This window comes from Paenibacillus jiangxiensis, assembly GCF_046098255.1.
Taxonomy (GTDB): Bacteria; Bacillota; Bacilli; order Paenibacillales; family Paenibacillaceae; genus Paenibacillus; species Paenibacillus jiagnxiensis.
The window spans coordinates 35,907-60,195 of sequence record NZ_JBJURI010000021.1 but is presented as its reverse complement, the minus strand read 5'-3'; the positions used below and the strand labels follow the sequence as shown (position 1 = coordinate 60,195).

At 52.7% G+C, this 24,289-nt stretch carries 25 protein-coding genes and 1 riboswitch; of the genes, 22 read left to right on the top strand and 3 right to left on the bottom strand.

Translation table 11 applies throughout. The features are described from left to right. Positions 1-66: 66 nt before the first annotated feature. The 16 genes from rnz to ACI1P2_RS19540 all read left to right on the top strand — a co-directional run bounded on the left by rnz (position 67) and on the right by ACI1P2_RS19540 (position 14,816). Positions 67-990 (top strand): ribonuclease Z, encoded by a 924-nt coding sequence (gene rnz, locus ACI1P2_RS19615; RefSeq protein WP_355321760.1) that lies wholly within the window; start codon positions 67-69, stop codon positions 988-990. A 377-nt stretch (positions 991-1,367) separates the two neighbouring features. After that, positions 1,368-2,156 (top strand): TIGR01457 family HAD-type hydrolase, encoded by a 789-nt coding sequence (locus ACI1P2_RS19610; RefSeq protein ID WP_355321758.1) that lies wholly within the window; start codon positions 1,368-1,370, stop codon positions 2,154-2,156. 48 nt (positions 2,157-2,204) lie between these two features. After that, a complete protein-coding gene (locus ACI1P2_RS19605) occupies positions 2,205-3,026 on the top strand; it encodes an Fpg/Nei family DNA glycosylase (protein ID WP_355321756.1) in 822 nt (273 codons plus the stop codon). Next, positions 3,016-3,876, top strand: coding sequence for a deoxyribonuclease IV (locus tag ACI1P2_RS19600; RefSeq protein WP_355321754.1), 861 nt, complete (start codon positions 3,016-3,018; stop codon positions 3,874-3,876). Before ACI1P2_RS19605 ends, ACI1P2_RS19600 begins: the two co-directional genes overlap by 11 nt. A 29-nt stretch (positions 3,877-3,905) precedes the next feature. Further along, on the top strand, positions 3,906-4,244 hold the full coding sequence (locus tag ACI1P2_RS19595) for a cyclic-phosphate processing receiver domain-containing protein (protein ID WP_355321752.1): 339 nt from the start codon (positions 3,906-3,908) through the stop codon (positions 4,242-4,244). Continuing rightward, a complete protein-coding gene (locus ACI1P2_RS19590) occupies positions 4,241-4,555 on the top strand; it encodes a thioredoxin family protein (protein ID WP_355321750.1) in 315 nt (104 codons plus the stop codon). The genes ACI1P2_RS19595 and ACI1P2_RS19590 overlap by 4 nt, the downstream gene beginning before the upstream one ends. Beyond that, on the top strand, positions 4,552-5,325 hold the full coding sequence (locus ACI1P2_RS19585; protein WP_355321748.1) for an ABC transporter ATP-binding protein: 774 nt from the start codon (positions 4,552-4,554) through the stop codon (positions 5,323-5,325). Before ACI1P2_RS19590 ends, ACI1P2_RS19585 begins: the two co-directional genes overlap by 4 nt. A gap of 28 nt (positions 5,326-5,353) precedes the next feature. Further along, entirely contained in the window at positions 5,354-6,403 is a 1,050-nt protein-coding gene (locus tag ACI1P2_RS19580; protein WP_408976279.1) for an SAM-dependent methyltransferase, read from the top strand. A gap of 163 nt (positions 6,404-6,566) precedes the next feature. Next, on the top strand, positions 6,567-8,051 hold the full coding sequence (locus tag ACI1P2_RS19575) for a serine/threonine-protein kinase (RefSeq protein WP_355321744.1): 1,485 nt from the start codon (positions 6,567-6,569) through the stop codon (positions 8,049-8,051). Positions 8,052-8,208: 157 nt separating this feature from the next. Continuing rightward, positions 8,209-9,759 (top strand): ABC-F family ATP-binding cassette domain-containing protein, encoded by a 1,551-nt coding sequence (locus ACI1P2_RS19570; protein WP_355321742.1) that lies wholly within the window; start codon positions 8,209-8,211, stop codon positions 9,757-9,759. Positions 9,760-9,891: 132 nt separating this feature from the next. Then, positions 9,892-10,001, top strand: a riboswitch (TPP riboswitch). Between the two features lie 133 nt (positions 10,002-10,134). Next, the gene (locus tag ACI1P2_RS19565; protein WP_355321740.1) at positions 10,135-10,734 is read left to right on the top strand and encodes a thiamine phosphate synthase; all 600 of its coding nucleotides are present in this window, start codon (positions 10,135-10,137) and stop codon (positions 10,732-10,734) included. Between the two features lie 61 nt (positions 10,735-10,795). Then, on the top strand, positions 10,796-11,938 hold the full coding sequence (gene thiO / locus ACI1P2_RS19560) for a glycine oxidase ThiO (RefSeq protein ID WP_355321738.1): 1,143 nt from the start codon (positions 10,796-10,798) through the stop codon (positions 11,936-11,938). Beyond that, the gene (gene thiS / locus ACI1P2_RS19555) at positions 11,935-12,138 is read left to right on the top strand and encodes a sulfur carrier protein ThiS (protein ID WP_355321736.1); all 204 of its coding nucleotides are present in this window, start codon (positions 11,935-11,937) and stop codon (positions 12,136-12,138) included. The genes thiO and thiS overlap by 4 nt, the downstream gene beginning before the upstream one ends. Position 12,139: 1 nt before the next feature. Next, positions 12,140-12,907 (top strand): thiazole synthase, encoded by a 768-nt coding sequence (locus ACI1P2_RS19550; RefSeq protein ID WP_355321734.1) that lies wholly within the window; start codon positions 12,140-12,142, stop codon positions 12,905-12,907. Further along, positions 12,907-13,995, top strand: coding sequence for a ThiF family adenylyltransferase (locus ACI1P2_RS19545; protein WP_355321732.1), 1,089 nt, complete (start codon positions 12,907-12,909; stop codon positions 13,993-13,995). Before ACI1P2_RS19550 ends, ACI1P2_RS19545 begins: the two co-directional genes overlap by 1 nt. Before the next feature lie 116 nt (positions 13,996-14,111). After that, positions 14,112-14,816 carry a response regulator transcription factor gene (locus ACI1P2_RS19540; protein ID WP_355321730.1) on the top strand — a complete coding sequence of 235 codons (705 nt, stop codon included), beginning with the start codon at positions 14,112-14,114 and terminating at the stop codon, positions 14,814-14,816. A 109-nt stretch (positions 14,817-14,925) separates the two neighbouring features. Here ACI1P2_RS19540 and ACI1P2_RS19535 read toward each other — a convergent pair whose 3' ends face one another. Together ACI1P2_RS19535 and ACI1P2_RS19530 are read right to left on the bottom strand one after the other, a co-directional pair. Then, positions 14,926-15,429, bottom strand: coding sequence for a C40 family peptidase (locus ACI1P2_RS19535; protein WP_355321728.1), 504 nt, complete (start codon positions 15,427-15,429; stop codon positions 14,926-14,928). A gap of 326 nt (positions 15,430-15,755) precedes the next feature. Next, positions 15,756-16,397 carry a thiamine diphosphokinase gene (locus tag ACI1P2_RS19530; RefSeq protein WP_355321726.1) on the bottom strand — a complete coding sequence of 214 codons (642 nt, stop codon included), beginning with the start codon at positions 16,395-16,397 and terminating at the stop codon, positions 15,756-15,758. 173 nt (positions 16,398-16,570) lie between these two features. Between ACI1P2_RS19530 and ACI1P2_RS19525 the strand changes: the two genes are divergently transcribed. Beyond that, a complete protein-coding gene (locus ACI1P2_RS19525) occupies positions 16,571-17,239 on the top strand; it encodes a trimeric intracellular cation channel family protein (RefSeq protein WP_355321724.1) in 669 nt (222 codons plus the stop codon). Beyond that, on the top strand, positions 17,236-17,700 hold the full coding sequence (locus tag ACI1P2_RS19520) for a low molecular weight protein-tyrosine-phosphatase (RefSeq protein WP_355321722.1): 465 nt from the start codon (positions 17,236-17,238) through the stop codon (positions 17,698-17,700). Before ACI1P2_RS19525 ends, ACI1P2_RS19520 begins: the two co-directional genes overlap by 4 nt. Before the next feature lie 212 nt (positions 17,701-17,912). Here ACI1P2_RS19520 and ACI1P2_RS19515 read toward each other — a convergent pair whose 3' ends face one another. Next, positions 17,913-18,647, bottom strand: coding sequence for an alpha/beta hydrolase (locus ACI1P2_RS19515; RefSeq protein WP_355321720.1), 735 nt, complete (start codon positions 18,645-18,647; stop codon positions 17,913-17,915). A 255-nt stretch (positions 18,648-18,902) separates the two neighbouring features. On the opposite strand from ACI1P2_RS19515, the gene pdhA reads away from it, so the two are divergent. The 4 genes from pdhA to lpdA all read left to right on the top strand — a co-directional run bounded on the left by pdhA (position 18,903) and on the right by lpdA (position 24,203). Further along, on the top strand, positions 18,903-19,970 hold the full coding sequence (gene pdhA, locus ACI1P2_RS19510; RefSeq protein WP_355321884.1) for a pyruvate dehydrogenase (acetyl-transferring) E1 component subunit alpha: 1,068 nt from the start codon (positions 18,903-18,905) through the stop codon (positions 19,968-19,970). Positions 19,971-20,065: 95 nt separating this feature from the next. Then, complete coding sequence (locus tag ACI1P2_RS19505) at positions 20,066-21,046, top strand: alpha-ketoacid dehydrogenase subunit beta (protein WP_355321718.1); 981 nt, start codon at positions 20,066-20,068, stop codon at positions 21,044-21,046. Positions 21,047-21,134: 88 nt separating this feature from the next. Further along, complete coding sequence (locus ACI1P2_RS19500; RefSeq protein WP_355321716.1) at positions 21,135-22,778, top strand: 2-oxo acid dehydrogenase subunit E2; 1,644 nt, start codon at positions 21,135-21,137, stop codon at positions 22,776-22,778. A 3-nt stretch (positions 22,779-22,781) separates the two neighbouring features. After that, the gene (lpdA, locus tag ACI1P2_RS19495) at positions 22,782-24,203 is read left to right on the top strand and encodes a dihydrolipoyl dehydrogenase (RefSeq protein WP_355321714.1); all 1,422 of its coding nucleotides are present in this window, start codon (positions 22,782-22,784) and stop codon (positions 24,201-24,203) included. Positions 24,204-24,289 lie beyond the last annotated feature (86 nt).

The following is a 24,289-nucleotide window of genomic DNA, read 5'->3' as shown; positions in this document are numbered from 1 at the left end:
GTTGGCAGCAGAATCCTCCGGGCTTCGGAGGTTTTTTGCTGCCCAGAGGAAGAAGGTTGGATAAGTATGGACATTTATTTTTTGGGCACAAACGCCGGCGTTCCGACGCTTCAGCGCAATGTTACTTCAGTGGCGCTGCGGCTGCTGGAAGAGCGCAGAACGATGTGGCTGTTCGACTGCGGAGAAGGAACACAGCAGCAGGTTCTGCGGTCGCCCCTGAAGCTGAGCAAGCTAGAGAAAATATTCATTACACATCTTCACGGAGACCATCTGTTCGGACTGCCCGGATTGCTGTCCAGCAGGGCGTACCAGGGGGGGACGTCTCCGCTGACCGTATACGGGCCTGCCGGGCTGAAGCAATATATTGACATGTCTCTGGAGCTCAGCCAGTCGCGCATCAACTATGAGCTGGATGTTATTGAGCATAACGGGGGACTGATTTTCGAGGACGATCAGTTCAAGGTGGAGGCAGCGCTGCTGGAGCACCGGATCGACAGCTATGGCTACCGGGTGACCGAAAAGGATAAGCCGGGCAAGCTGGACGCAGAGGCGATGGCAGAATACGGTATCCGGCCTGGCCCATTGTACGGCAAGCTTAAGCGGGGGGAGCCGGTTGAGCTTGAGGATGGGCGTATTGTGCAGCCGCAGGAGGTGCTTGGCGAGCCGAAGAAAGGCCGGATCGTTACCGTTTTGGGGGATACGCGTCCCTGCCGGAACGCGGTACTGTTGTCCGAAGGCGCAAACTTGGTCATCCATGAAGCCACATTTCTTCATGAGCTGGCGGAAACAGCCCATGAATACCATCACAGCACTGCGCTGCAGGCAGCCGAGACGGCCAAAGCTGCACAAGCGTGCGGGCTGATCATGACCCACTTCAGCTCAAGGTACAAGGATATGGAGCAGCTGAAGGAACTGCTGGATGAGGCCAAGTCTGTCTTTCCAAACAGCATGCTGGCAGAAGAGCATTTGCTGTTCCAGGTTCCCTGCTGAGCCGAAGCAAGGCTCGCATGTGTCCAAGAAATAAAGGTGCCGGAGCTGTTTCGGTACCTTTTATTTTCAGAAAGCTGCTAAGGAGAGGCTGATTATTTTCCGGGAAAGCGCAGAAACTGACAAATGTGTGGAGAAAATGCTTCCTTGAAAAAACAGCTGTCGATGGTTTTCGACGCAGATTATGCGCAAAGATGGCTTACATAACAATTTTTTGACAAATCCGCTAATTCCTCTGCTAAATTCAAGGGGAAATCATTGGACGTACGGCTCTGATTTTTTTAAGATAGATAGATGAGGCCGCTGCAGTGCAGGCAAATCGACTTATGCCCTGAATAATTAATGAAATGAATTAGGGCTTGGGCAGGGAGGAAGACAACTTGACAGCTCTACTGATTGATCTTGACGGAACGATGTACCATGGGAATCGTATGATCGAAGGAGCCGATCGGTTTATCCGTACATGCCGTGATCAGCACATTCCTTTCCTATTCGTGACGAACAACTCTTCACGTGCCCCGGAGGCGATCGCGGATATGCTGCGCGGAATGGGCATCGAGGCAGCAGGAGAAGAAATATGCACCTCCGCGCAGGCAGCCGCACAGTATGTATCCCGGGAACGTCCCGAAGCCAGGGTGTACTGTATTGGAGAAGAAGGTCTGCAAAAGGCGCTTATCAGCGCAGGCCTGCATCTCGTTGAGGAGCAGCCGGATTATGTTGTGCAGGGAATTGACCGCAATTTTACATATGCCAAACTGTCAGCCGCCATGCAATGCATTATGCAGGGCGCGGCCTTTATTATGACCAACCCGGATGTGCAGCTTCCTTCACATGAAGGGCTCATCCCGGGCGCGGGTACGATCGGGGCGGCCATAGAGGCTGCCTCGCAGACCAGTCCCGTCGTCATCGGCAAGCCGTCCGGCATCCTGATGGATTACGCGCTTAACCGCTTGGGGATCAAGGCGGAGCAAGCTGTCGTTATCGGGGATAATATGCTGACAGACATTGCAGCCGGCGCAGCCGCAGGCTGCAGAACGGCACTCGTCATGACCGGGGTGACAACGCCCTCCAATATGGAACAGCACATCCAGACGGCTGGGGTACGGCCTGATTATGTATGCAGCAGTCTGAGCGAGCTCTGGGGAGGCTGTCTGCCGCCGGCCAAATAATCATTGTAATTGACCAAAATATAACAGCCTAGAAAGGGTAGATACGATATGCCGGAACTTCCTGAAATGGAGAACTACCGGGCACTATTGTCCGGGCGTTTATTGGATAGACCGATTACCGGAGTTACGGTCCACCGGGAAAAATCAATCAATCTGGATGCGGCGGACTTTCGCTCGCAATTGCTAAGCAGCTCGATTGTGTACATTGAGCGGCGCGGAAAACATCTGATCTTTCATCTGAACTCAGGCAAGCGGCTGCTGCTGCACTTGATGCTGGGAGGTATGCTGTATCTGGCCGATCCCGGCGAATCCATCGAGCGTTCAACCCAGGTTGAAATCGAATTCGGCGGACAAAGGCTGCTGTTCATCGGGCTCAGATTGGGATACCTGCATCTGCTTACAGCCAAGGAGACCAATGAAGTATTGGCGGATCTTGGGCCGGAGCCGCTGGATCCGCGTATGACACTGGAGACTTTTGCCGCTTGTCTGAAAGGCAGACGCGGCTCGCTGAAGAGCACCTTGATCAACCAGCATGTCATCGCCGGCATCGGCAATTGTTATGCGGACGAAATTGCTTTCGCGGCAGGGCTTGCGCCGGCTTCGAAGATGCAAAACATTGCCGCATCCGCAGAGCAGGTCGGAAAGCTGTACGAAGCGGTCCGCACAGTGCTCAGCGAAGCTTATATGTATGGCGGCTATATGGAGATGCCCTTGTTTCAAGGGGATGCCAAAACAGGCGGCTTCGATGAAAGATGCCAGGTCTATGACCGTGAAGGCGAGGCCTGTCCGCGGTGCGGGGGAACGATACGCAGGGAGGAGCAAGCCGGACGCAAGGTATTTTACTGTCCGGATTGCCAGCATGAAGCTTGAGTGTTATGTGGGAGCGCATGTCAGCACGCGCGGAGGTTTCTACAAGGCGGCGCAGCGGGCAAGGGAGGCCGGGGCGCTCTCCTTTCAGTATTTTCCGAAAAATCCGCGCAGTCTGTCTTTAAAGACACCGGATGCTTCCGACGCCGAGGCCTGCAGGAGTTACTGTGAAGCCCATCATTTGAAATCGATCGCTCATTCGCCTTATCCGGTCAATCCAGCGGTGGGCGCAACCAGGGGAGAGGAAGCGTATGTGCTCATGGTGGCGTCGCTGCTGAATGATCTGGCGATTGCGGAAGCGTGCGGCTCTGTGGGGATTGTGGTTCATTTTGGCCATTTGCGCAGCAGCGATCCTCTGGAGGGGTATAAAAATATTATCAGCTGTCTGGATGCCGTATTGGGTCGCTGGACCGGAGCTGCCAAAATTCTGCTTGAAAACCAGGCTGGCGATCATGGCCCGATGGGAACGACACTGGAGGAAATGGCGCAGGTCCGGAGCTTGAGCAAATTTCCGGAACGAATCGGTTTTTGCCTGGATACTTGTCATGCATTTGCCGCTGGACTCTGGAATGGCGGTGTGGATGAAGGATTGCTGGAAAAAGGGTCCCGGCTCGAATACTGGAATGCTCTGTGCGCTGTTCATCTGAATGATTCACGTTATCCCGGCGGTGAAAGAAAAGACCGTCACACCAGAGTTGGTACAGGATATATAGGCGAGCAGGGCTTTCGCTGGCTGCTGGGACAACGTCCTTTCCAGCAGATTCCCCTGATCATGGAGACTGAGCCGGGAGCAGACGGAACACACCGGGCGGATATTCGCAAAGTACTGGAATGGGCTGAGGCAACCGGATGACATAACGATAGCAGGGAGGAGGAAACTGAATGAACTTATATATGGATGATTACCGGCGCTGCCCGCAGGGCTTTACGCTGGCCCGCGATGCGGAGGAGTGCCTGCTGCTGCTTCGTGAATACAAGGTTGACATCCTCTCGCTGGATTATGATCTGGGGCCAGGGGAGCCGACGGGGCTTGAAGTGGCAGCCGCGATCGTCAGGGAAAAATTGTTCCCGGAGCAGATTTACCTGCACTCGTCGAGCCCGTCGGGCAGAAGGCAGATGTACGAAGTGCTGTACGGCAGCCTGCCGGAGGGAGTGCGGCTGTACAATCATCCGGTTCCCCCTGAACTGCTCAGCCAGCTTGAACAGAGGGAACGGCGATGAGGGAGCGCAATCAGCAGGAGCTGCGCAGAGATATTTGGGAAGGCTGCAGGCTGGCCGTGCTGGTATATACTCCGATGTGCGGCACCTGTGCCGTAGCCAAAAAGATGCTGGAGATTGTCGGGCATATGCTGCAGGAGGATATTATTGTACAGAGCAATATTAACTCCATACCCGATCTGGTTCAGGAATACCGGATATCCAGCGTGCCCGCGCTGCTGCTTTTCAATGGCGAAAGCTCCGAGCCGAAAGTGATATACAAAATGGAATCCGTGCAAAATTTGCTGGAGCAGATAAGGGGAGTTTGCCGGTGATTAAAATGGAGCATATTACGCTTCAGCGCGGCCAGGACCGGATTTTGGACGATGTGAATCTGGAGGTCAGGACAGGGGAGCATTGGGCGATTCTGGGACGCAACGGTTCAGGCAAAACGACGATGCTCGAAATGATGACAGGTTATCTGTTTCCGACTACGGGCCGTGTTGAGGTGCTGGGGAACGTATATGGAGAATGCGACGTAAGGGAAGTGCGCAAGGAGATCGGTTATATCAGCCAGTCGCTGCTGGAGAAGCTGGCCTTAAAGGACCCTGTGTGGGAAGTCGTGGCTACGGGTGCTTACGCATTTTTGCGTTTTTATCAGGAAATTCCTGAAGAGGTGAAGGAGAAGGCCATCTTGCTGCTGCAGGAAATGAATCTTGGCGGTCTGGTTGACCATCCCCTTGGCACGCTATCCCAGGGAGAGCGCAAAAAAGTGATGCTGGCGCGTTCGCTTATGGCTGAGCCGAAGCTGCTCATTATGGATGAGCCTTGTGCCGGACTTGATCTGTACGAGCGGGAAAAAATGCTGCTGGAGATCGACCGTCTGCGCCAGCGTGACATATCCGTTATCTATGTAACGCATCATATCGAGGAAATTGTCCCTTTATTTACGCACGTCGCTTTAATCCGGGATGGGAAAGTGGCGGCCGCCGGCCCGAAGAAAGAGGTATTGACCAAAGAAACGATAATGCATACGTATGAGATTCCGGTCGAGCTGCAGTGGGATGATGAACGCCCGTGGATCAGGGTATGCGCTGGAGGTTAACGTTATTTTGAATTCAATGGATGAAGATATGCGAGAAAATGAGGAAAAATCTAGCGAGATGTCGCGCTTTATATGCACAGCCAATCACGGTTTTGCCCCGTACGCCCAGGAAGAGCTGCGGCGGCTGTTCGGCTCGGTAAAATCGACCGTGCTCATCCCGGGTGAAGTGCTGCTCGTCACGCTGCCTGATGAGACCGCAGCGGCGGTGGACAGAATTAAAGCGCAATCGCCGATGTTTCTGCGCCATCTGTTCCCCGTCCAGTTTCAGGAGGAAGGCGGCAGCATGGATACGGTGCAGAATCGGCTGGCGGCTTTCGTCATGAACCGGAGCGAGCTGCAGGGGCAGATTCTGTCCGTGCAGGTCCGCAAAAGCAGTGACAGCCCATGGGAGGACAGCACGGGAGCGTTAAAACAGGCCATTACGGACAAGCTGACGGACGCGCCGCTGGAGTTTGCCGTGCGCGGAGCGGATTACGTGCTGTCCGTATTTGCCGCTCATGACTTCTGGTATGCAGGCATTTCCAGACCTGACAACAACCTGTCCGACTGGAACGGAGGGGCTGTGCGCTTCCAGAAGGAAGAGGGGCAGGTGTCGCGCGCCAAGTTCAAGCTGCTGGAGGCCGAAACGGCCTTTGGGATTGATTTTACAGCCTTCAGAAAAGCTCTGGACATCGGTGCGGCTCCGGGAGGCTGGACCTCATTCCTGCTGGAACGCGGGCTTGAGGTGACGGCAGTGGATCCGGCGCGCATGGATCCGTCCGTCCTGCAATCGCCGCGCTTGACCTTCCTTCGCAAAAATGCGGGAGAGGTCAAGTTCCGTGACAGCGAGTTTGATGTGCTGGTATGCGATATGAGCTGGAGTCCGAAGCAGATGGCGAAACTTGTTACAGGCCTGTTATACAGCCTCGCCAGCGGGGGAACGGCCATCGTGACGGTAAAGCTGATGCACAAAAAACCGCTCGCGCTTATTCAGGATGTCATCTCCTCCTTCGAGCAGGCGGGAATGCAGGTGCAGCAGGCGAAGCAGCTGTTCCATAACCGGGATGAAATAACACTTTATATGATTAAATATGCTTAAAAATATCATTGCAGAAATGTATTAAGTACACTATAATTAGTCCAAATTGTGTAAATCATATCGTTTAATAAGCAGGGAAAGCATCCCGTAAGTGACTTCTTTTGTTGAGGTCATTTACGGTGAGGGCTTTCCTTTTTTGCTTTTCAAGGAGGGAAGGGCAGCGATGAGGCAAAATCGGGAGCATGAGCCCGGTTATGTATTGGGCGGGAGATACCGCATATGCCGGCTGATCGGCAGAGGGGGCATGAGCCGGGTTTATATGGCGGAGGACCTGAAGCTGACGGGCAAAATATGGGCTGTTAAGGAGACGGCGGCCGATAGGGAGCTGATGGGGGCGTGGAGAGCGGAAGCGGAGATGCTGAGCGCACTCAATCATCCGCGGCTGCCGCGGATCGTTGATTTTTTCGATTACAGCAGCGAAGGCAATGTATATGTTGTCATGGATTACATCGGAGGCATAACACTTGAGGCTTATATGCGGAATAACGGCGGGATAATGGAAGGACAAAAAGTCATATCGTTTGCCCTGCAGCTGCTCGATGTGCTCGACTATCTGCACAGCCATAAGCCTTCCATCATCTATCGCGATCTGAAGCCGTCCAACATTATGATCACCCCGGAGCTTGAGCTGAAGCTGATCGACTTCGGCACGGCAAGGAATTACAGTACCAGCAGCAGCCAGGACACTGTGAAGCTGGGAACGGTCGGGTTCGCGGCTCCCGAGCAGTATGGCGGAGGACAATCCGATGCACGCTCCGATCTGTATGGTCTTGGTGCGCTAATGCTATATTTATGTACAGGCGGAAGACACAGCGAATGGGCGCCTGGCGTGGAGGAGGCCGTTCGATCCAGGCTGCCGCGTGATTTGGAAAGGGTAATCCACAGGCTGCTGAAGACCGATCCAGGGGAAAGATACCAAACCGCCAGGGAGGTTGTGCATGAGTTAAGGCGGTTATCCGTGGAGTCCGGCGAACGGCCGGCACCAACAACGGAGGCAAGATATTCCGGCACACGGGTGATTGCGCTGCTTGGTGTATCGCCTGGCTGCGGGGTAACGCATACGGCTATTGCCATCAGCCACTATCTTTCACGACAGGGCGGCAGGGTGGCTGTAGCAGAACTGAACGAACGATCACAGTCTTTTTCCAGAATACAGGCGCTGCTGGAGGGAGAGGAGCGTGCGCGGGCGGAGGGAACAAAGCAATTTTCTTTTGAAGGGGTGCAGTACTGCCGCCAAACCTCGCCGGACGACATCATCCCGATGTTGAGCGGGGACTTTGATTTTATTGTTTTTGACCTGGGAAGCGGCGTGGATCATGAAGGGCTGGAAGAGTTTCTGAGGGCCGATTATCCGCTGGTTGTCGGGTCCGGAGCGGAGTGGAGGCTTCCGGATACGGTGACGTTTGCAAGAGCCCTTGCCAGGTACCCGCAGCAGAAGTGGAGCTTCTGCCTTCCTTTGGCGACAAGCGAGGCCGCCCGCCGCCTTGGAAAAGAGTTGAGTACAAGCAATGTCTATGCGCTCCCTCTTCATCTGGACCCTTTTGAGCCATATGCAGAAATGGACTCGGCTTTGCAAGCTTTGTTCAAGGATGTGATCCCTGAATCGAAGCGGAGAAAACCGTTGTTTGCTTCCTTCCGAAGATGGTGAGACTACGCAGTGCAGATCAGGCAATGCATTTTCGTTTTGACGGTTCCGGTAAAGCTGCCACTTATGCTACAATAGGGCTTTGAAAGCAAACCCGAAGTCATATTGAAGTTTATGGATCGCGTTTACAAGTAAACGCTAAAGGAGCTAGCTAACGGAAATGAGTTTATTAACTGTAGAAGACGTTTCCCATAATTTCGGGGACAGAACATTATTCAAGAATGTATCGTTCCGCCTGCTGCCGGGAGAGCGTGTCGGTCTGGTGGGAGCCAACGGTGTCGGTAAATCGACGCTGATGAATATTTTGACAGGACAGCAGCTGCGTGACAGTGGCAAGGTTGAATGGACGCCGAAGGTTCGTTACGGTTATCTGGACCAGCATACGAAGCTGACTCCGGGAAAGACGGTGCGTGATGTGCTCAAGGATGCGTTTCTGCCGCTGCTTGAGCTTGAGAAGGAACTGAATGCGATCACGGATAAAATGGCCGAAGCCACGCCGGAGGAGCTTGAGGTGCTGCTGGAGCAGATGGGGGAAATCCAGGAGCAGCTGGAGATCGGCGATTTTTATCTGATTGATGTGAAAGTGGAGGAAATGGCCAACGGGCTTGGACTTGCTGCAATCGGACTGGACCGCGATGTAGCCTCTTTAAGCGGGGGGCAGCGCACGAAGGTGCTTCTTGCCAAGCTGTTGCTGGAGAAGCCGAATGTGCTGCTGTTGGACGAGCCGACGAACTACTTGGACGTTGAGCATATCGAGTGGCTTACACGTTATTTGAAGGACTATCCTTATGCCTTTATGCTGATTTCCCATGATACGGAGTTTATGAATCAGGTCGTCAACGTCATTTATCATCTGGAGTTCGGCAAGCTGAACCGTTATACAGCTAACTATGAGAAGTTCCTTGAAATGGCTGACATTCAGAAGACGCAGCATATCGAGGCTTATGAAAAACAGCAGGAGTATATCAAGAAGCAGGAGGATTTCATCCAGCGCAACAAGGCGCGTGCTTCCACATCCGGCCGGGCCAAGAGCCGCGAGAAGCAGCTTGATAAGATTGATCGGATCGACAAGCCGGAAGAAGCGGCCAAGCCGACGTTCCAGTTCAAGGAAGCGCGGGCCAGCGGCAAAACGGTCTTTGAAGGCATTGACTTCGAGATCGGCTACAGCCACCCGCTGCTGCCGAAAATGTCCATTACCATTGAACGCGGCGAGAAGATCGCTATCGTTGGTTATAACGGTGTTGGCAAATCGACGCTGCTCAAAACAATTCTCGGAAAAATACCTCCGCTGAGCGGCAAGACCTATACTGGAGATTTTCTGTATCCCTCTTACTTCGAGCAGGAGGTTCGTCCTGAGCGGATTACACCGCTTGACGATGTGTGGAACGAGTTCCCGCATCTGAACCAACATGAGGTCCGTGCCCATCTTGCCCGCTGCGGGCTGAAAAATGATCATATTACCCGACCGCTGTCCGCCCTAAGCGGGGGAGAGCAGGCCAAGGTCCGCCTTTGCAAGCTGCTGATGCGTGAAAGCAACTGGGTGCTATTTGACGAACCGACCAACCATCTGGATGTGGTGGCGAAGGATGAGCTGAAGCGTGCGCTGAAGGAGTTTAAAGGCACCGTGCTGCTCGTATCCCACGAGCCTGATTTTTACAAGGATTGGGTAACGAGAGTGTGGAATGTGGAAGAGTGGTCGGCGAAAGCCTGATGTGCAGAAAAGTGCAGCTTTGGATTTTTCGGACTGAAATGTGCTGCACGTCTAGGCAAGTGAACCGGATTGTGCTACCATGAAATGGGATTACAAAAGCATATAAAGTCATACAGGCGATTCAACAAGTCTGTATCACACTGGGGGAGCCGCGGCTGGCGGCTGAGACGGAACAAATGCATTCCGGACCCTTCGCACCTGATCTGGATCATACCAGCGTAGGGAAGTGGACATTAGCCGAATACGGAGCAAATGCGGCCCGCTTATGAGCGGGGTGCTGTTCCTTGTAATCGGTGAACATTCAAGTTCAGCCGCTTCCTGACCGGAAGCGGCTTTTTGGCGTTCCCGAATCACTGTCATGGAGGCAACAAACTAATGGAACTTCATCTTATTACGGACGGCTGTCAAAGCGCTGAGCGAACGGCAGACATCATGCGGCTGCTCGAACCGGATATCGATCTGCTTCATATTCGGGAGAAACGGTTGAGCGCAGCGGAACTGTATGTATATATGTCCACGGTATCGGAGCGCGGCTGCTGCCCCCCGGCCAAACTTGCAGTCAATGACCGTGTGGATGCGGCGCTGCTGTTTGGTGCCGGGACGGTACAGCTCACCTCTCACAGCCTGCCGCTGCAGCTTGTGAAGAGGAAATTTCCGGAGCTGCGCTGCGGGGCATCCGTTCACTCGCTGCCGGAAGCGCTGGCTGCGGAGCAGGCGGGGGCCGATTATGTGCTGTTCGGCCATATATACGATACCGCCTCCAAGCCCGGGCTGCCACCGCGGGGGCTGAGCAGCCTGGAAGAGCTCTGTCGTGCCGTCTCCATACCGGTTATCGCGCTTGGCGGCATTCAGCCTTGGCATGTACGGGACATCAGGCGGGCAGGCGCATCAGGAATCGCTGTGATGTCAGGCATCTGGAAGGCGGAGAATCCGGCAGAGGCGGCAAAGGAATACAGAAGTTTGCTCATGACTTGAAGCAGGGTGTTTCAGATCAGTTGAATCCCGATGAACACAGGAAAATGGGAGGAGGAACGACATGGGCTATTCGGCAGACTGTGCTGTGATCGGTGCGGGAGTGATCGGCAGCTCCATCGCCTATCAGCTGGCGAAGCGGGGCTTCAAAACGATTCTGATCGAAAAATCGGTCCCGGGACAAGGGGCCACACGGGCGGCGGCCGGAATGCTGGCCGCGGAGTGCGAGGCTTTTGCCCACCCGCAGCTGGCCGCATTGGCGTTGCGCAGCCGCAATCTGTTCAGGGAGCTGGTACGGGAGCTTGAAGGGATGACAGGACTGGTGACTGGTTATACAACCACGGGTTTCGTCCTTCCTGCCCGGACTCCGGAGGAGGCGGCACGCTTGTCGGCCATGGCCGGGTACAAAGATGGATCAGCCGTGGAATGGTGGGATGCCGCAGAGATTTCCAGAAGGATTCCCGGCTTGACAGGACAGGCGCTCGGGGGCTTGTTCCGCAGGCGGGAAACCCAGCTGCTTCCGCAGCGGCTTACACTGGCGTTGGTGGCGGGGGCGGAAAAGCATGGTGCCGAACTGCTGACGGACACAACAGCAGAAGGCATTCGGATCGTCGACGGAACGATACGCGGTGTAAGAACGAGCAGGGGGGACATTGCTTGTCCGAATGTTGTGATTACGGGAGGACTTGGGGCATCAAAGCTGCTTAATAACTACGGCCTAAGTCTGGGGCTGTATCCTGTCAAAGGAGAGGTTGCTGCCGTCACTATGCCCGCGAGCCCGCTGAAGTATACCATTTATGGGGAGGATGTTTATCTGGTGCCAAAGCCGGACGGGGAGCTGTGGATTGGTGCAACGAGCAAGCCACGCGAATGGGGAACGGATGTATCCGCAGGCGGACTGATGCAGCTGCTGTCCCGCGCTGCGGGCTGGCTGCCGGACATCGGGGAGTCGTCTTTTCTGCGAGCATGGTCGGGATTAAGGCCGCAGACGGAGGATGGCCTCCCTTTCATAGGCCCCGTCCCTGATACTGCCGGCCTTTACGCCGCTTGCGGACATTACCGCAACGGAATTTTGCTGAGTGCGGCGACAGGGGAAGCCATCGCGGAGATGATGACAGGCCGTACGGCGGAGCAGTTAAATTTGACGGCCTTGTCTCCGGAAAGAATGAAAAGGCAGCCTGTTGCTTCCGAGGAGGGATTGCGATGAGGCTTATTATTAATGGCCAGGAAATGATTTTTGATGTGGAAGTGCACAATGTGGACCAACTGCTGAATGCATTGGACCTGCGTGTCAAGACGGTCGTCGTCGAGCTGAACAGGCGCATATTGACCAAGGAAGTTCATGGCGAAACCGCATTGAAGAACGGGGATCAGCTTGAAATCGTACATTTTGTGGGAGGCGGATAATATGCTGCACATTGGAGATAAAACCTTTAAATCAAGACTGCTGCTCGGGACAGGAAAGTTTGCGGATCTTGAAACGCAATTGAAGGCCGTTCAGGCCTCGGAAAGCGAGATCCTTACGTTTGCCGTACGGCGCTTGAATTTGCAAGAGAAGGGACAAGGAAACTTCCTGGACATGCTGAATCTGTCCAGCTTCACGCTGCTTCCCAATACGGCAGGAGCGGCAAACGCCGCTGAAGCTGTCCGCATTGCCAGACTGGCCAAGGCGTCCGGTTTATGTGATATGATAAAAGTCGAAGTGATCGGGGATGACAGAACGCTGCTTCCCGATCCGATTGAGACTCTAAAAGCTTGTGAAATGCTGCTTGCTGAAGACTTCATTGTGCTTCCTTACATTTCTGACGATGTTATATTGGCCAAAAGACTGGAGCAGCTCGGCGTACACGCCGTCATGCCGGGGGCTTCCCCCATCGGTTCGGGCCGGGGCATCCTCAATCCGTACACATTGGAGCTCATTATCGAACAGGCTTCGGTTCCTGTCATAGTGGATGCCGGCATCCGTTCGCCTGCCGATGCGGCGCGCGCGATGGAGCTGGGCTCGGACGGGGTACTGCTGAATACGGCAGTGTCCCGCGCGGGGGACCCTGTTGCCATGGCGGAGGCGATGAAGCTCGCGGTAAAAGCGGGCAGACAAGCGTACAAGGCGGGCATGATTCCCGTTAAACGTTATGCTTCGGCAAGCAGCCCTACAGAAGGGATGGTTACATCATAATGAATGAACGCAAGACAGCGGTGCCGGCAGATTACGAACCCTCCGCTGCAGAAGCCGCAAAGGCCGCGGCCGACCGCTACTCACGCCAGGAACGCTTTGCGCCATTCGGCAGGGAGGGGCAGCGGAAGCTGCGTGCTTCTCATGCGCTGATTATCGGAGCAGGGGCGCTTGGCACAAGCATTACCGAGACGCTCGTCCGTTCAGGAATCGGCACGGTCACCATCGCAGACCGCGATTATGTCGAGTGGAGCAATTTGCAGCGGCAGCAGCTCTTTGCGGAGTCGGACGCGGTGCAGCGGATGCCCAAAGCGATCGCGGCCAAGCGACGCCTGGAGCAAATTAATTCCGAGTGCCTCATCCATGCCCATGTGCTTGATATCGATGGCGAAGCATTGGAAGAGCTGGCAGCGGATGTGGATATCATCATGGATGCTACCGACAATTTTGATACAAGACTGATCATCAACGATGTGGCGCAAAAGCTCGGTGTGCCGTGGATATATGGCGGCTGCGTGGGCAGTTATGGAATTACCTTCACCATTATTCCCGGAGAAACGCCGTGCCTGAACTGTCTGCTGGGTACGATCCCGGGCGGGGGGGATACCTGTGACACAGTCGGTATTCTTCCGCAGGCCGTACAGATGGTGACCGCCCATCAGACGGCGGAAGCGTTCAAGCTGTTAAGCGGCCACAAGGAGGCGCTGCGGGGCAAGCTGCTGTCCTTTGATGTGTGGCGCAACGAAAACGTAGCGATTTCCGTGGCCGGTGCCAAAAAGGAGGATTGCCCTTCCTGCGGGAAAAACAGGGTATATCCGTATCTGATGGCCGCCAATCGGCAAAAGGCGGATGTGCTGTGCGGAAGGGACACGGTGCAGATCCGCCCGGCCCGCCGCGCCAAGCTCGATCTGGAAGCGACCGCTGTTCGTCTGGCCGCCACGGGGGACGGACTGGTGGAGAGCAACCCTTTTCTCGTTTCCTTTGCTACTGGCAAACACCGGATGGTTGTTTTTGAAGACGGCCGCACGCTCATTCACGGCACGAACGATATAGCGGAAGCCCGTGTGCTCTATCATCGTTATTTTGGCTAAAATCCTGTAATTCCCTTTTTGCCCTGATACATGTATTCCTTGCGGATTCCCCAAACTATGGATGGGTTCATAGATATCGCCAGGCTGCTTTCAGAGCAGCGGAAAACAGGTGACGCATGGAGGAATGTATTTTGCTTGTTGGCGGGGAGAGCCGGGAACAAATGCGGGAAGGTTTGCGGGAAGCGGGATATCGTGTAATCCATCTGCATAGCGCACAGGAAGCTGCGGATCGTGTGGAAAACCTGGAATTCCAGCTGCTGCTGCTCGACGCGGAGCTGCCCTCGTTGGGGGCGGATCGGTTGCTGCTTGGGATCAATGATGAAATAAGGCGGATTCCCATCATCATGATAACGGATTCCTGGGATGCCGATAAGATCGTTCAATGCTTTGACCGGGGGGCTCATGACGTGGTGGCGGGGGAAGTGCCGGAAAAAGTGCTGCTTGCCCGCATTAAAAATTTGCTCCTCATCTTTCGCGGCGCCATTCAAATGAACAGCCGCATCAGGGTGGCGGATTTGACGATTGACAGGGGGCTGCGGATCGTAAGACGAGGAGAAGAGCAGATCGTGCTGACGGCGAAGGAGTTCGAGCTCCTGTGGTATCTTGCACTGCACGTAAATCAGGCCTGCAGCAGACAGCGGATTCTGAAGCATGTATGGAGGCATGAATATATAGCGGACACCAATGTAGTGGATGTATATATACGGCATCTTCGGCTCAAGATTGATTATGGACATAAGCATAAGCTGATACGTACGGTACGCGGTGTGGGTTACCTTCTTCAGGAGCCTGCAGCAGGAAATTCCGATTCCGCGTCATAAGCCGATTTCGGTATGGCATCAGGAAGAACGGACTAGACAGCGTCTCACAGCATACAAAAGGGATGTCCAAGGTACTAGACCTTTTGGACATCCCTTTTATATATATGAATTACAATACACGGCGTGCGAACAGATAGGTTCTCTTCCAGTTGCCTTTGTTCAAATCGGAGATGGTTACGCCTGGCGAACCGTAAGTGTGCAGAATTTTACCGTTTCCTGCATATACGGCAACGTGCGTTACGTTTTTGCCGTTAGCGCGGCTGCCGCTGGAGAAGAACACCAGATCGCCGGCGCGCAGATTGGATTTCGAGACATATGTGCCTTCCTTCGATTGCTGAGCGGAAGTGCGTGGGAGATTCACTCCATAATGTCCGAAGATGTGTTTCATGAAGGAAGAGCAGTCAAATTTTTTCGTCGTGGCGGTGGTAGCTCCGAAGTCATATGGAGTGCCCATGTATTGTTTGCCATAATTAACGACTTGTTGACCTTGGGATACTGCTGTGGCGGAAGCCGCCTGTACGCTTGGAGCTTCGAATGCTGCGACGGCTCCAAAGCCGATGGAAGCAACGATCCCGACAGAGATAACTTTCTTGAACAAGCTATTGAAATTCATGGTATATTTGTACCTCCAAAAGTATTAGTCATTCGTGATGAATGCTTGCCCTCTTGCAGGACTGAGTATAACAGTTTTGTAACCTTCCAACATTTAGGGAAACCGGGCTCGTCCCTTGTCCGTCAAGGCTTTGAGTGTGATTATTAAAAAACTGTTAAAATTACTGTAAAAGGATGAAGCGGTAAGGAAGTGGGTAAACAAAAAAAGTCTAAAAACCTTGCTGATTCAAGGTTTTTAGACTTTTTTGCCACGTGCGCATCCGCTAAAAATAAGATTACAAAAATGTAATAATTCATTATAAAAATGTAATCAATATAGAAATGTAATCAATCTTTGCTCTGGATGATAAGCAGTATGCCGCTCTCGACGGAAACCTTTCCGGGGGGTGCGGTCAGACGGTTGCTAACGCCCCGGGATTGTCCCATTTTAAGGGTTGCGTTCACCAGCGGGTACATAAAGCCTTCAAGATTGATGCCTGTTACTTCAGTTGTCATCGGCAGCAGGGAAGTGTAGGTATATCCCCTGTCCTCTATGACGGCTTCCGTGCCTGTAAGCATGATCCGGTTGTGCGCATCCTGGATGACACAGTGGATATGATGCTGCATGGCGCGCAGCAGCATTTGCAAATTGGCAAGTGTATGATCCATTCTGGTACCGGTAGCGCCAAGGAGCAGCACCTCCCCGATCTGCTCTTCAATCGCCAGCTCAAGCGCAAGCTCCGTGTCGGTAAGATCCTTGTGGACAGGATCACAGCTGATGAGACGCTTGCTGTATTCCTCGATCTTGACCAACTGCTCCGGCAGAACGGAATCGAAATCGCCCACCGCGATATCAGGATGGACTCCGTGCTCCAACAGATATAACGCCCCGCTGTCCGCGCCGATAATCAAGTCGCCGTCCCTGATTTCAGACCAGTCATCCGAGGACAGTGCTCCGCCGGAAAATATGATTGCTCTTCTGGTGCTCATCCGCCACATCTCCTCTGTAAAAAATTACACTATATATTAGTATAACCTGGATAATTATCGCTTGCACAAATTCCCTTGGATTCGCTACAATGGGGAAGTGCAAAACTTGACAGGCAAAGTAAGGGATTTTACAAAAACAGGCAGACAGGAGAGAAAGGGAGAGAAGCAAGCCGTTGGAATTACACATCTTTGAATGGTTCAGCATTATCGGTACGATTGCCTTTGCCATGTCCGGGGCAATAGTGGCGATGGAGGAAGAATACGATATTTTGGGAGTGCTTGTGCTGGGGCTGGTGACGGCATTCGGGGGAGGAGTCATCCGCAACATTCTCATTGGCGTTCCGGTGACTACGCTTTGGAGCCAGGGAATGCTCATTACGCTGGCCGTCATTTCCATAGTTATCGCATTTATGCTGCCTTATGAATGGATCAGGCACTGGAAACGAACAGAAGCGCTGTTCGATGCCGTCGGTCTGGCCGCATTTGCGATTCAGGGGGCGCTGTATGCCACCCAGATGAACCATCCTGTCATTGCCGCCGTGGTTGCCGCTTTCCTGACAGGAACGGGGGGCGGTATGATTCGCGACCTGCTGGCCGGACGCAAGCCGCTCGTGCTGCGGGACGAGATTTATGCCGTATGGGCCATGCTGGCCGGACTGGCGGTAGGAACCGGATTAGCGGACCGCCCGGCAGAGCTGATCGTGCTTTTTATAGGCGTTGTAGTATTTCGTATGCTTTCAGTGTATTATAAATGGAAACTTCCGCGGCGATCGCTGCGCCGTGCATCGGAAACAGAGCCGGGAGCGGTTGACTGGCGGGTTCAGAGAGGAAAAGAAGCATGATTCGAGTATTATTTGTATGTCTGGGCAATATTTGCAGATCTCCCATGGCGGAAGCTGTGTTAAGGCACAAGGCCGCACTGCGAGGGCTGCAGGGGGCCATTGAAACCGATTCAGCCGGAACGGGCAACTGGCACATCGGCAAGCCGCCGCATGAAGGAACACTCAAGCAGCTCAAGCTGCATGGAATAAGCAGCGAAGGGCTGATTGCCCGGCAGATGCAGACGCAGGATTTTGAGCAATTTGACTATATCATTTGCATGGACGATTCCAATGAGCAAAACCTGCGCAGGCTTCAGGGGGGAGAGGATGCGGAAATCCTGAAATTCATGGATCTGCTCCCCGGTGAGCCGCTCCGCGAGGTTCCTGACCCGTATTTTACAGGCAACTTCGAGGAGACCTACAGATTAATTGATCTGGGGTGCGAGGTCCTTCTGGACAAGATTGTAAGCGAAAAGCTATAATATGGTCGTATGATGACAAAAGGGATAAACGGCAGCAGTGCCGTTTTTTCTGTTGTTTGGATGAAAGCGCAACCATGAGTTGGAGGCCGGAGAAAATAATATCCCGGCCAATAGACCGGGACAGGGGGGCTGCCGAACAAGTTTGCAAATTTCTGCAAAATTTGACGTTATGGAGGACTGTGCAGCGGGTATTGGTAGGTAAACCATGCTTATTATGCCAGTCCGAGAAAATAGCTCAGCGCGCCGGGCAGCTCGTTCTGCCAGAAGCCCCAAATATGCTTGCCGTCCTTCTCGCGATAGGAAACCGTAGCGCCCCGTTCTCTGAGCAGGTCTGCCGTCTTACGGTTAATATCGACAAAATCATAGGTTCCGGAATCGCTTTGAAATTCCGTTTCCTGCAGGCCGACGGTCATCCAGACTTCCAGATAGGACAAGTCCTGTTCACGGGCGATAAGCTCGCGTGATTTCTCGTAGTAGGCGCCGGACAGGCTGATTACCCTTGTGAACAGCTCGGGGTACATCAGGGCCAGGTGCAGCGAGACGCTGCCGCCGAGGGAATCCCCGGCAAGCACTCGCTCAGAGGTTTCTTGTCTGATCGGATACTTGTCTTCAATATAAGGAACGATTTCCTTGGCAAAGCAGGAGGTATAGGCCTCAAACAGGCTGCCAAAGGGAGCGTACTCCTGTGTCCGGATGGAGGTATCGACTTCTACACCTACAATGATGAATGGTTCCACCCCTTCATCCAGAATAAGCTGGTTGGCATGGGTGGCAATTCGCCCGAAGTTGAAAAATTCCTCTCCGTCTTGGCAGTAGACAACAGGGTAACTCAAAATCTCGTTATAGCCAGGCGGAAGATAGATTCGGAGATTGCGTTTTGCGTTCAAAAACCGGCTCTGGATTTCATCTTTGAGAATCGTTCTTTTCAGGTAGCGGGAATCCGTCATGCTTCGTCACCTTTCGCGGGTATTTTTTTGCAATCATGATCACAATAAGTTAAGATAACCGTGGTTGCAAAGACTGGTTAAATTTTAAAAGATGTACTATGCTGTTATATTAAATTTCGATACCTGTTATACATACACCATTTGCACAAAACAAATAAAAATGGCGGATATCTTTGACTCGAGAGGTAAAACAGGTGTATAATAATTCTATAACAGCGGAACTTGATATTCAAATTTTTTGTTGAGGTGAAGAAAATGAGCAAGGTTCCTTACGAAGTGTACACGGAGGAAGTGGAAGCTCTTTCCGTGCTTTCGCCGGAAGGTGAAATTATTAATGAAAAGAAGATGCCTAAGCTTACTGACGATCAATTGAAAGAAATTATGTACCGCATGGTATTTACCCGCACCTGGGATGACCGCGCCGTTAACCTTGGCCGCCAGGGCCGCCTCGGCTTCTATGCCCCGGTATCCGGCCAGGAAGCAACGATGGTTGGCAGTGAGTACGCGCTGGAGAAAGAAGACTTTATCGCACCAGGCTACCGTGATATGCCGCAAATCGTATGGCATGGTCTGCCGCTGTATCAAGCATTCCTGTATTCTCGCGGCCATCAGCATGGCGGTCAAATTCCTGAAGGTGTTAACGTATTGATGCCGCAGATTATTATCGGGGCACAAATCCTGCACGCTATGGGTATTGCAATGGGCTTCAAGCTCAAAAAGCAAAAACAAGTCGTCATTACATACACGGGCGACGGTGGCTCCTCCGAGGGCGATTTCTACGAAGGTCTGAACTATGCTGGGGTTTACAAGCTTCCGGTTATTTTCTTTGTGCAAAACAACGGTTATGCCATTACTACGCCATTCTCCAAGCAGACAGCAGCCCTGTCCATCGCTCATAAAGCGGTTGCGGCCGGTATCAAAGGTGTAAAAATTGACGGCATGGACGTGCTCGCAGTCATCAAAGCGGTTCAGGAAGCGGCTGAACGTGGGCGCAATGGTGAAGGCGCTACACTGATTGAAGCGGTCACTTACCGTTTCCGTCCGCACTCCCTTTCCGACGATGCCAGCAAATACCGTACGAAAGAAGAAGAAGGACAGTGGAGCGAGAAGGATCCGATTGCACGGTTGGCCAAGTATCTTGAGAAAAAAGGCCTGTGGACGCAAGAGGACACTGAGCGTGTGAAAGAAGAAGCCAAGGCGAAAGTTAACGAGGAGATCAAGAAAGCCGAGAAAACCGAGAAAATGACGGTTCCGGGCCTGATTGACAGCATGTTCGAGCATACGCCGAAGCACCTGGAAGAACAAAAAGCTGATTTTCAATAAAGCACCGCTTTAACCTGACCGGGAACGCAGCCGGTCGGTTCATGATGGATAAGGTACGAATGTGATCTGTTAATGTTTAAGGAGGATATGAAGCAATGGCACAAATGAACATGAAAGAAGCGATTCGCGACGCGCTGCGCGTTGAACTGAAGCGTGATCCGAACGTCATTCTTTTCGGTGAAGACGTAGGTAATGTAGGCGGCGTGTTCCGCGCTACAGAAGGTTTGCAGAAGGAGTTTGGCGAAGAGCGCGTATTCGATACGCCGCTGGCTGAATCCGCAATTGGCGGCCTTGCGGTAGGTTTGGGTATCCAGGGTTTCCGTCCTGTGGCAGAAATCCAGTTTGTTGGCTTTATTTTTGAAGCTCTTGACCAAATGGCCGTTCAAGCGGCACGCATGCGTTACCGTTCCGGCGGTCGCTACAACTCCCCGATCGTATTCCGTACACCTTACGGCGGCGGCGTAAAAGCGGCTGAGCTGCATACAGACGCGTTGGAAGGTCTGCTGGCTCAGACTCCGGGCATCAAGGTCGTTATCCCATCCAATCCTTACGATGCCAAAGGTCTGATGATCGCAGCGATCCGCGATAACGACCCTGTATTTTTCATGGAGCACTTGAACCTTTACCATGCATTCCGCGATGAAGTGCCAGAGGGTGACTACACGGTTGAACTGGGTAAAGCGAAAGTGGTTCGTGAAGGCTCTGATGTTACAATCATTACTTATGGCATGATGGTTCACACTTCTATCAAGGCTGCTGAAGAGCTTGAGAAAACAAAAGGCATCAAAGTGGAAGTCATCGACCTGCGTACGGTCGCCCCGATCGACATCGACACCATCGTAGCCTCGATCAAGAAAACCAACCGTGCCATCGTGGTGCAGGAAGCGCAGAAGAGTGCCGGTGTAGGCGCTGAGGTCGTTGCCCAAATCAATGAAAAAGCCATTCTTCATCTCGAAGCTCCTGTGCTGCGTATTGCTCCGCCGGATACGATTTATCCTTTTGCGCAAATCGAGGATACCTGGCTTCCAACCCCTGCCCGCATCATTGACGGTGTCAACAAAGTGTTGGAATTTTAATTAGAGCTCACAGTAAGAGGGTTTTGGCTGTTCCCGGCGATGAAAGCAGGGAATGGATGAACCCGGATTAAATTGGGAGGTTTTGAACGTGGCAAATTTTGAATACAAATTCCCGGAGCTTGGTGAAGGTCTGCACGAAGGCGAAATCATCAAGATGCATATCAAACCCGGCGATAAGGTGACAGACGACGACATCATCATGGAAGTGCAAAATGATAAAGCTGTCGTAGAGGTTCCTTGTCCGGTAAACGGTACAGTGAAAGAAGTGTTCGCGAAAGACGGCGACGTGTTTAACGTTGGCCAGGTTGTAGCGATCATCGATGCGGAAGGCGATGTGCCTGAACAGGAAGAAGCAACCGCAGGCAGCCATGCCGTACAGGAGAAGGATGCCGCTCAAGGCGGAGCCGACACAACATCTTCTCCTGCAACAGCTAACCCTGCCGCTTCCGGAAGCTCCAAGTTTGAATACAAGTTCCCTGAGCTGGGCGAAGGTCTGCATGAAGGTGAAATCATCAAAATGCACATCAAGCCAGGGGATAAAGTAACAGACGACGACATTATTATGGAAGTACAGAACGACAAGGCTGTTGTGGAAGTTCCTTGTCCTGTGAACGGAACCGTTGCTGAAGTGTTCGCGAAGGACGGCGATGTGTTCCATGTAGGTCAAGTCGTTGCCATTATCGACGCAGAAGGCGAGCTTCCTGAACAGGAAGGCGGAGCAGCAGCTCCAGCCGCTGCCGAAGCGCCTGCTGCAGCTAAAGCAGCTCCTGCTCCTGCGGCAGCATCCAACAAAGAAGTGCTTGCTACACCTAGTGTTCGTAAATTTGCCCGTGAGCAAGGCGTGGATATTTCCCTTGTGAACGGAAGCGGCAAAAACGGCAAAGTAACCAAAGAAGACGTTCAAGCCTTCAAAAACGGCGGTGGCCAAGCGGCTCCTGCGGCAGCAGCTCCGGCTGCACAAGCGGCAGCGCCTGCAGCAGCGAAGCCGGCGGCTCAGAAAGCTGCAGCTCCAGCAGCGGCTGATCAGCGTCTTGAAGAAGAACGCGTGCCGTTCAAAGGCATCCGTAAAGCGATCTCCAATGCGATGGTTAAATCCGCTTATACGGCTCCGCATGTTACACTTATGGACGAAGTGGACGTAACCGAGCTGGTGGCATTCCGTACCCGCATGAAGCCGATCGCCGAGAAGAAAGGTGTAAAAGTAACGTACCTGCCATTTATCGTGAAGGCGCTCGTTGCAGCTTCCCGTCAGTTCCCGGCTCTGAATGCCATGATCGATGAAGAAGCGAACGAAATTGTATACAAAAAATACTACAACATCGGTATTGCGACAGATACAGATAACGGTCTGATCGTGCCGGTCATTAAAGATGCGGACCGCAAGAGCATCTGGATGATCGCTGATGCCATCCGCGATCTCGCTTCCCGCGGTCGTGAAGGCAAGCTGACTCCTGCAGAGATGAAAGGAAGCACCATTTCCATCACCAACATCGGTTCTGCAGGCGGCATGTTCTTTACACCAATCATCAACTTCCCTGAAGTGGCTATCCTCGGAACAGGCCGCATCAGTGAAAAACCTGTCGTGAAAAATGGTGAAATTGTGGCAGCTCCTGTCATGGCACTGTCCCTGAGCTTCGACCATCGCATTATCGACGGCGCAACAGCACAAAACTTCATGAACTATATCAAACAGCTGCTCGCCAATCCTGAGCTGCTTGTTATGGAGGTGTAATCAATGGTAGTAGGAGACGCTTCTCTGGATATTGATACATTGGTCATCGGTGCGGGCCCTGGCGGTTATGTAGCCGCCATCCGCGCTGCGCAACTGGGTCAAAAGGTATTGATTGTGGATAAATCGGAGCTTGGCGGCGTGTGCTTGAACCGTGGTTGTATTCCGTCCAAAGCCTTGATCTCCGCAGCGCATCAATACGAAAACGCACTGCACGCCGAATTCTTCGGCGTGTCGGTGGGTGACGTTAAAGTCGACTTCACCAAAACGCAGGAGTTCAAGAACAGTGTTGTCAAGAAAATGACCAGCGGTGTAAGTGCGCTGCTCAAAGGTAACAAAGTGGAAATCTTCAACGGCGAGTGCATGTTCATTAACCAAAACGAAGCACGCGTGTTCAATGATCATGAATCTCCGCGTTACCGTTTCAAAAACTGCATTATCGCTACCGGCTCCCGTCCAATCGAGCTGAAGCCTTTCCCGTTTGGCGGACGCATTCTGTCTTCGACAGAAGCGCTGAACCTGCCTGAAGTACCGAAGAGCATGATCGTAATTGGCGGTGGTTATATCGGTGCTGAGTTGGGTCAAATGTACTCCAAATTCGGCACAAAAGTGACTGTCATCGAAGGTATGGATACTGTTCTGCCTGGCTTTGATAAAGATATGACTTCGCTCGTTGCGAAGAACATGAAGAAAACGAACATCGAAATCTTCACAGGCGCCAAAGCCGAAAGTGCTGAGCAAACAGATAAAGACGTTACTGTTAAGTTCTCTGTAAACGGCGAGAGCAAAGAAGTAACGGCTGAATACCTGCTCGTAACGGTTGGACGTCGTCCAAACACTGACGGTGAACTGGGTCTTGACCTGATTGAAGTGGAAATGGATGAGCGCGGTTTTGTAAAAGTAGATCATCAAGGTCGCACTAATCATAAGCATATTTTCGCTATCGGTGATATCGTTGCAGGACCTGCACTGGCGCACAAAGCTTCCTATGAAGGTAAAGTGGCGGCTGAAGCGATTTCCGGCATGCCTTCCGTAGTGGACTACAAATGCATTCCTGCTGTCGTATTTACAGATCCTGAATGCGCAAGTGTAGGTTACAGCGAGCAGCAAGCGAAAGACAAAGGCCACAAAGTAAAAACAGGTAAATTCTCTTATGCTGCGAACGGCCGCGCCGTTTCCCTTAATGGTGCTGAAGGCTTCGTGAAAATCGTGGCTGATGAAGAAACCGGTCTTGTGCTGGGTGCACAAATCGTAGGTATCGAAGCATCCAACCTCATTGCCGAGCTGGGTCTTGCCATTGAAATGGGAGCTACGCTGGAAGATATCGCTCTTACCATCCATGCGCATCCTACACTGGGTGAGCTGGTTGCCGAGGCAGCTGAAGTGGTATTGGGTCATCCAATCCATACGATGGTTCCTCGCCGCTAATTCTTTTACAGCAATATATATTTTGTATAAAGCAGAGAACGCCAAGCGCGTTCTCTGTTTTTTTAAGATTCCAGAAAGTATAAACT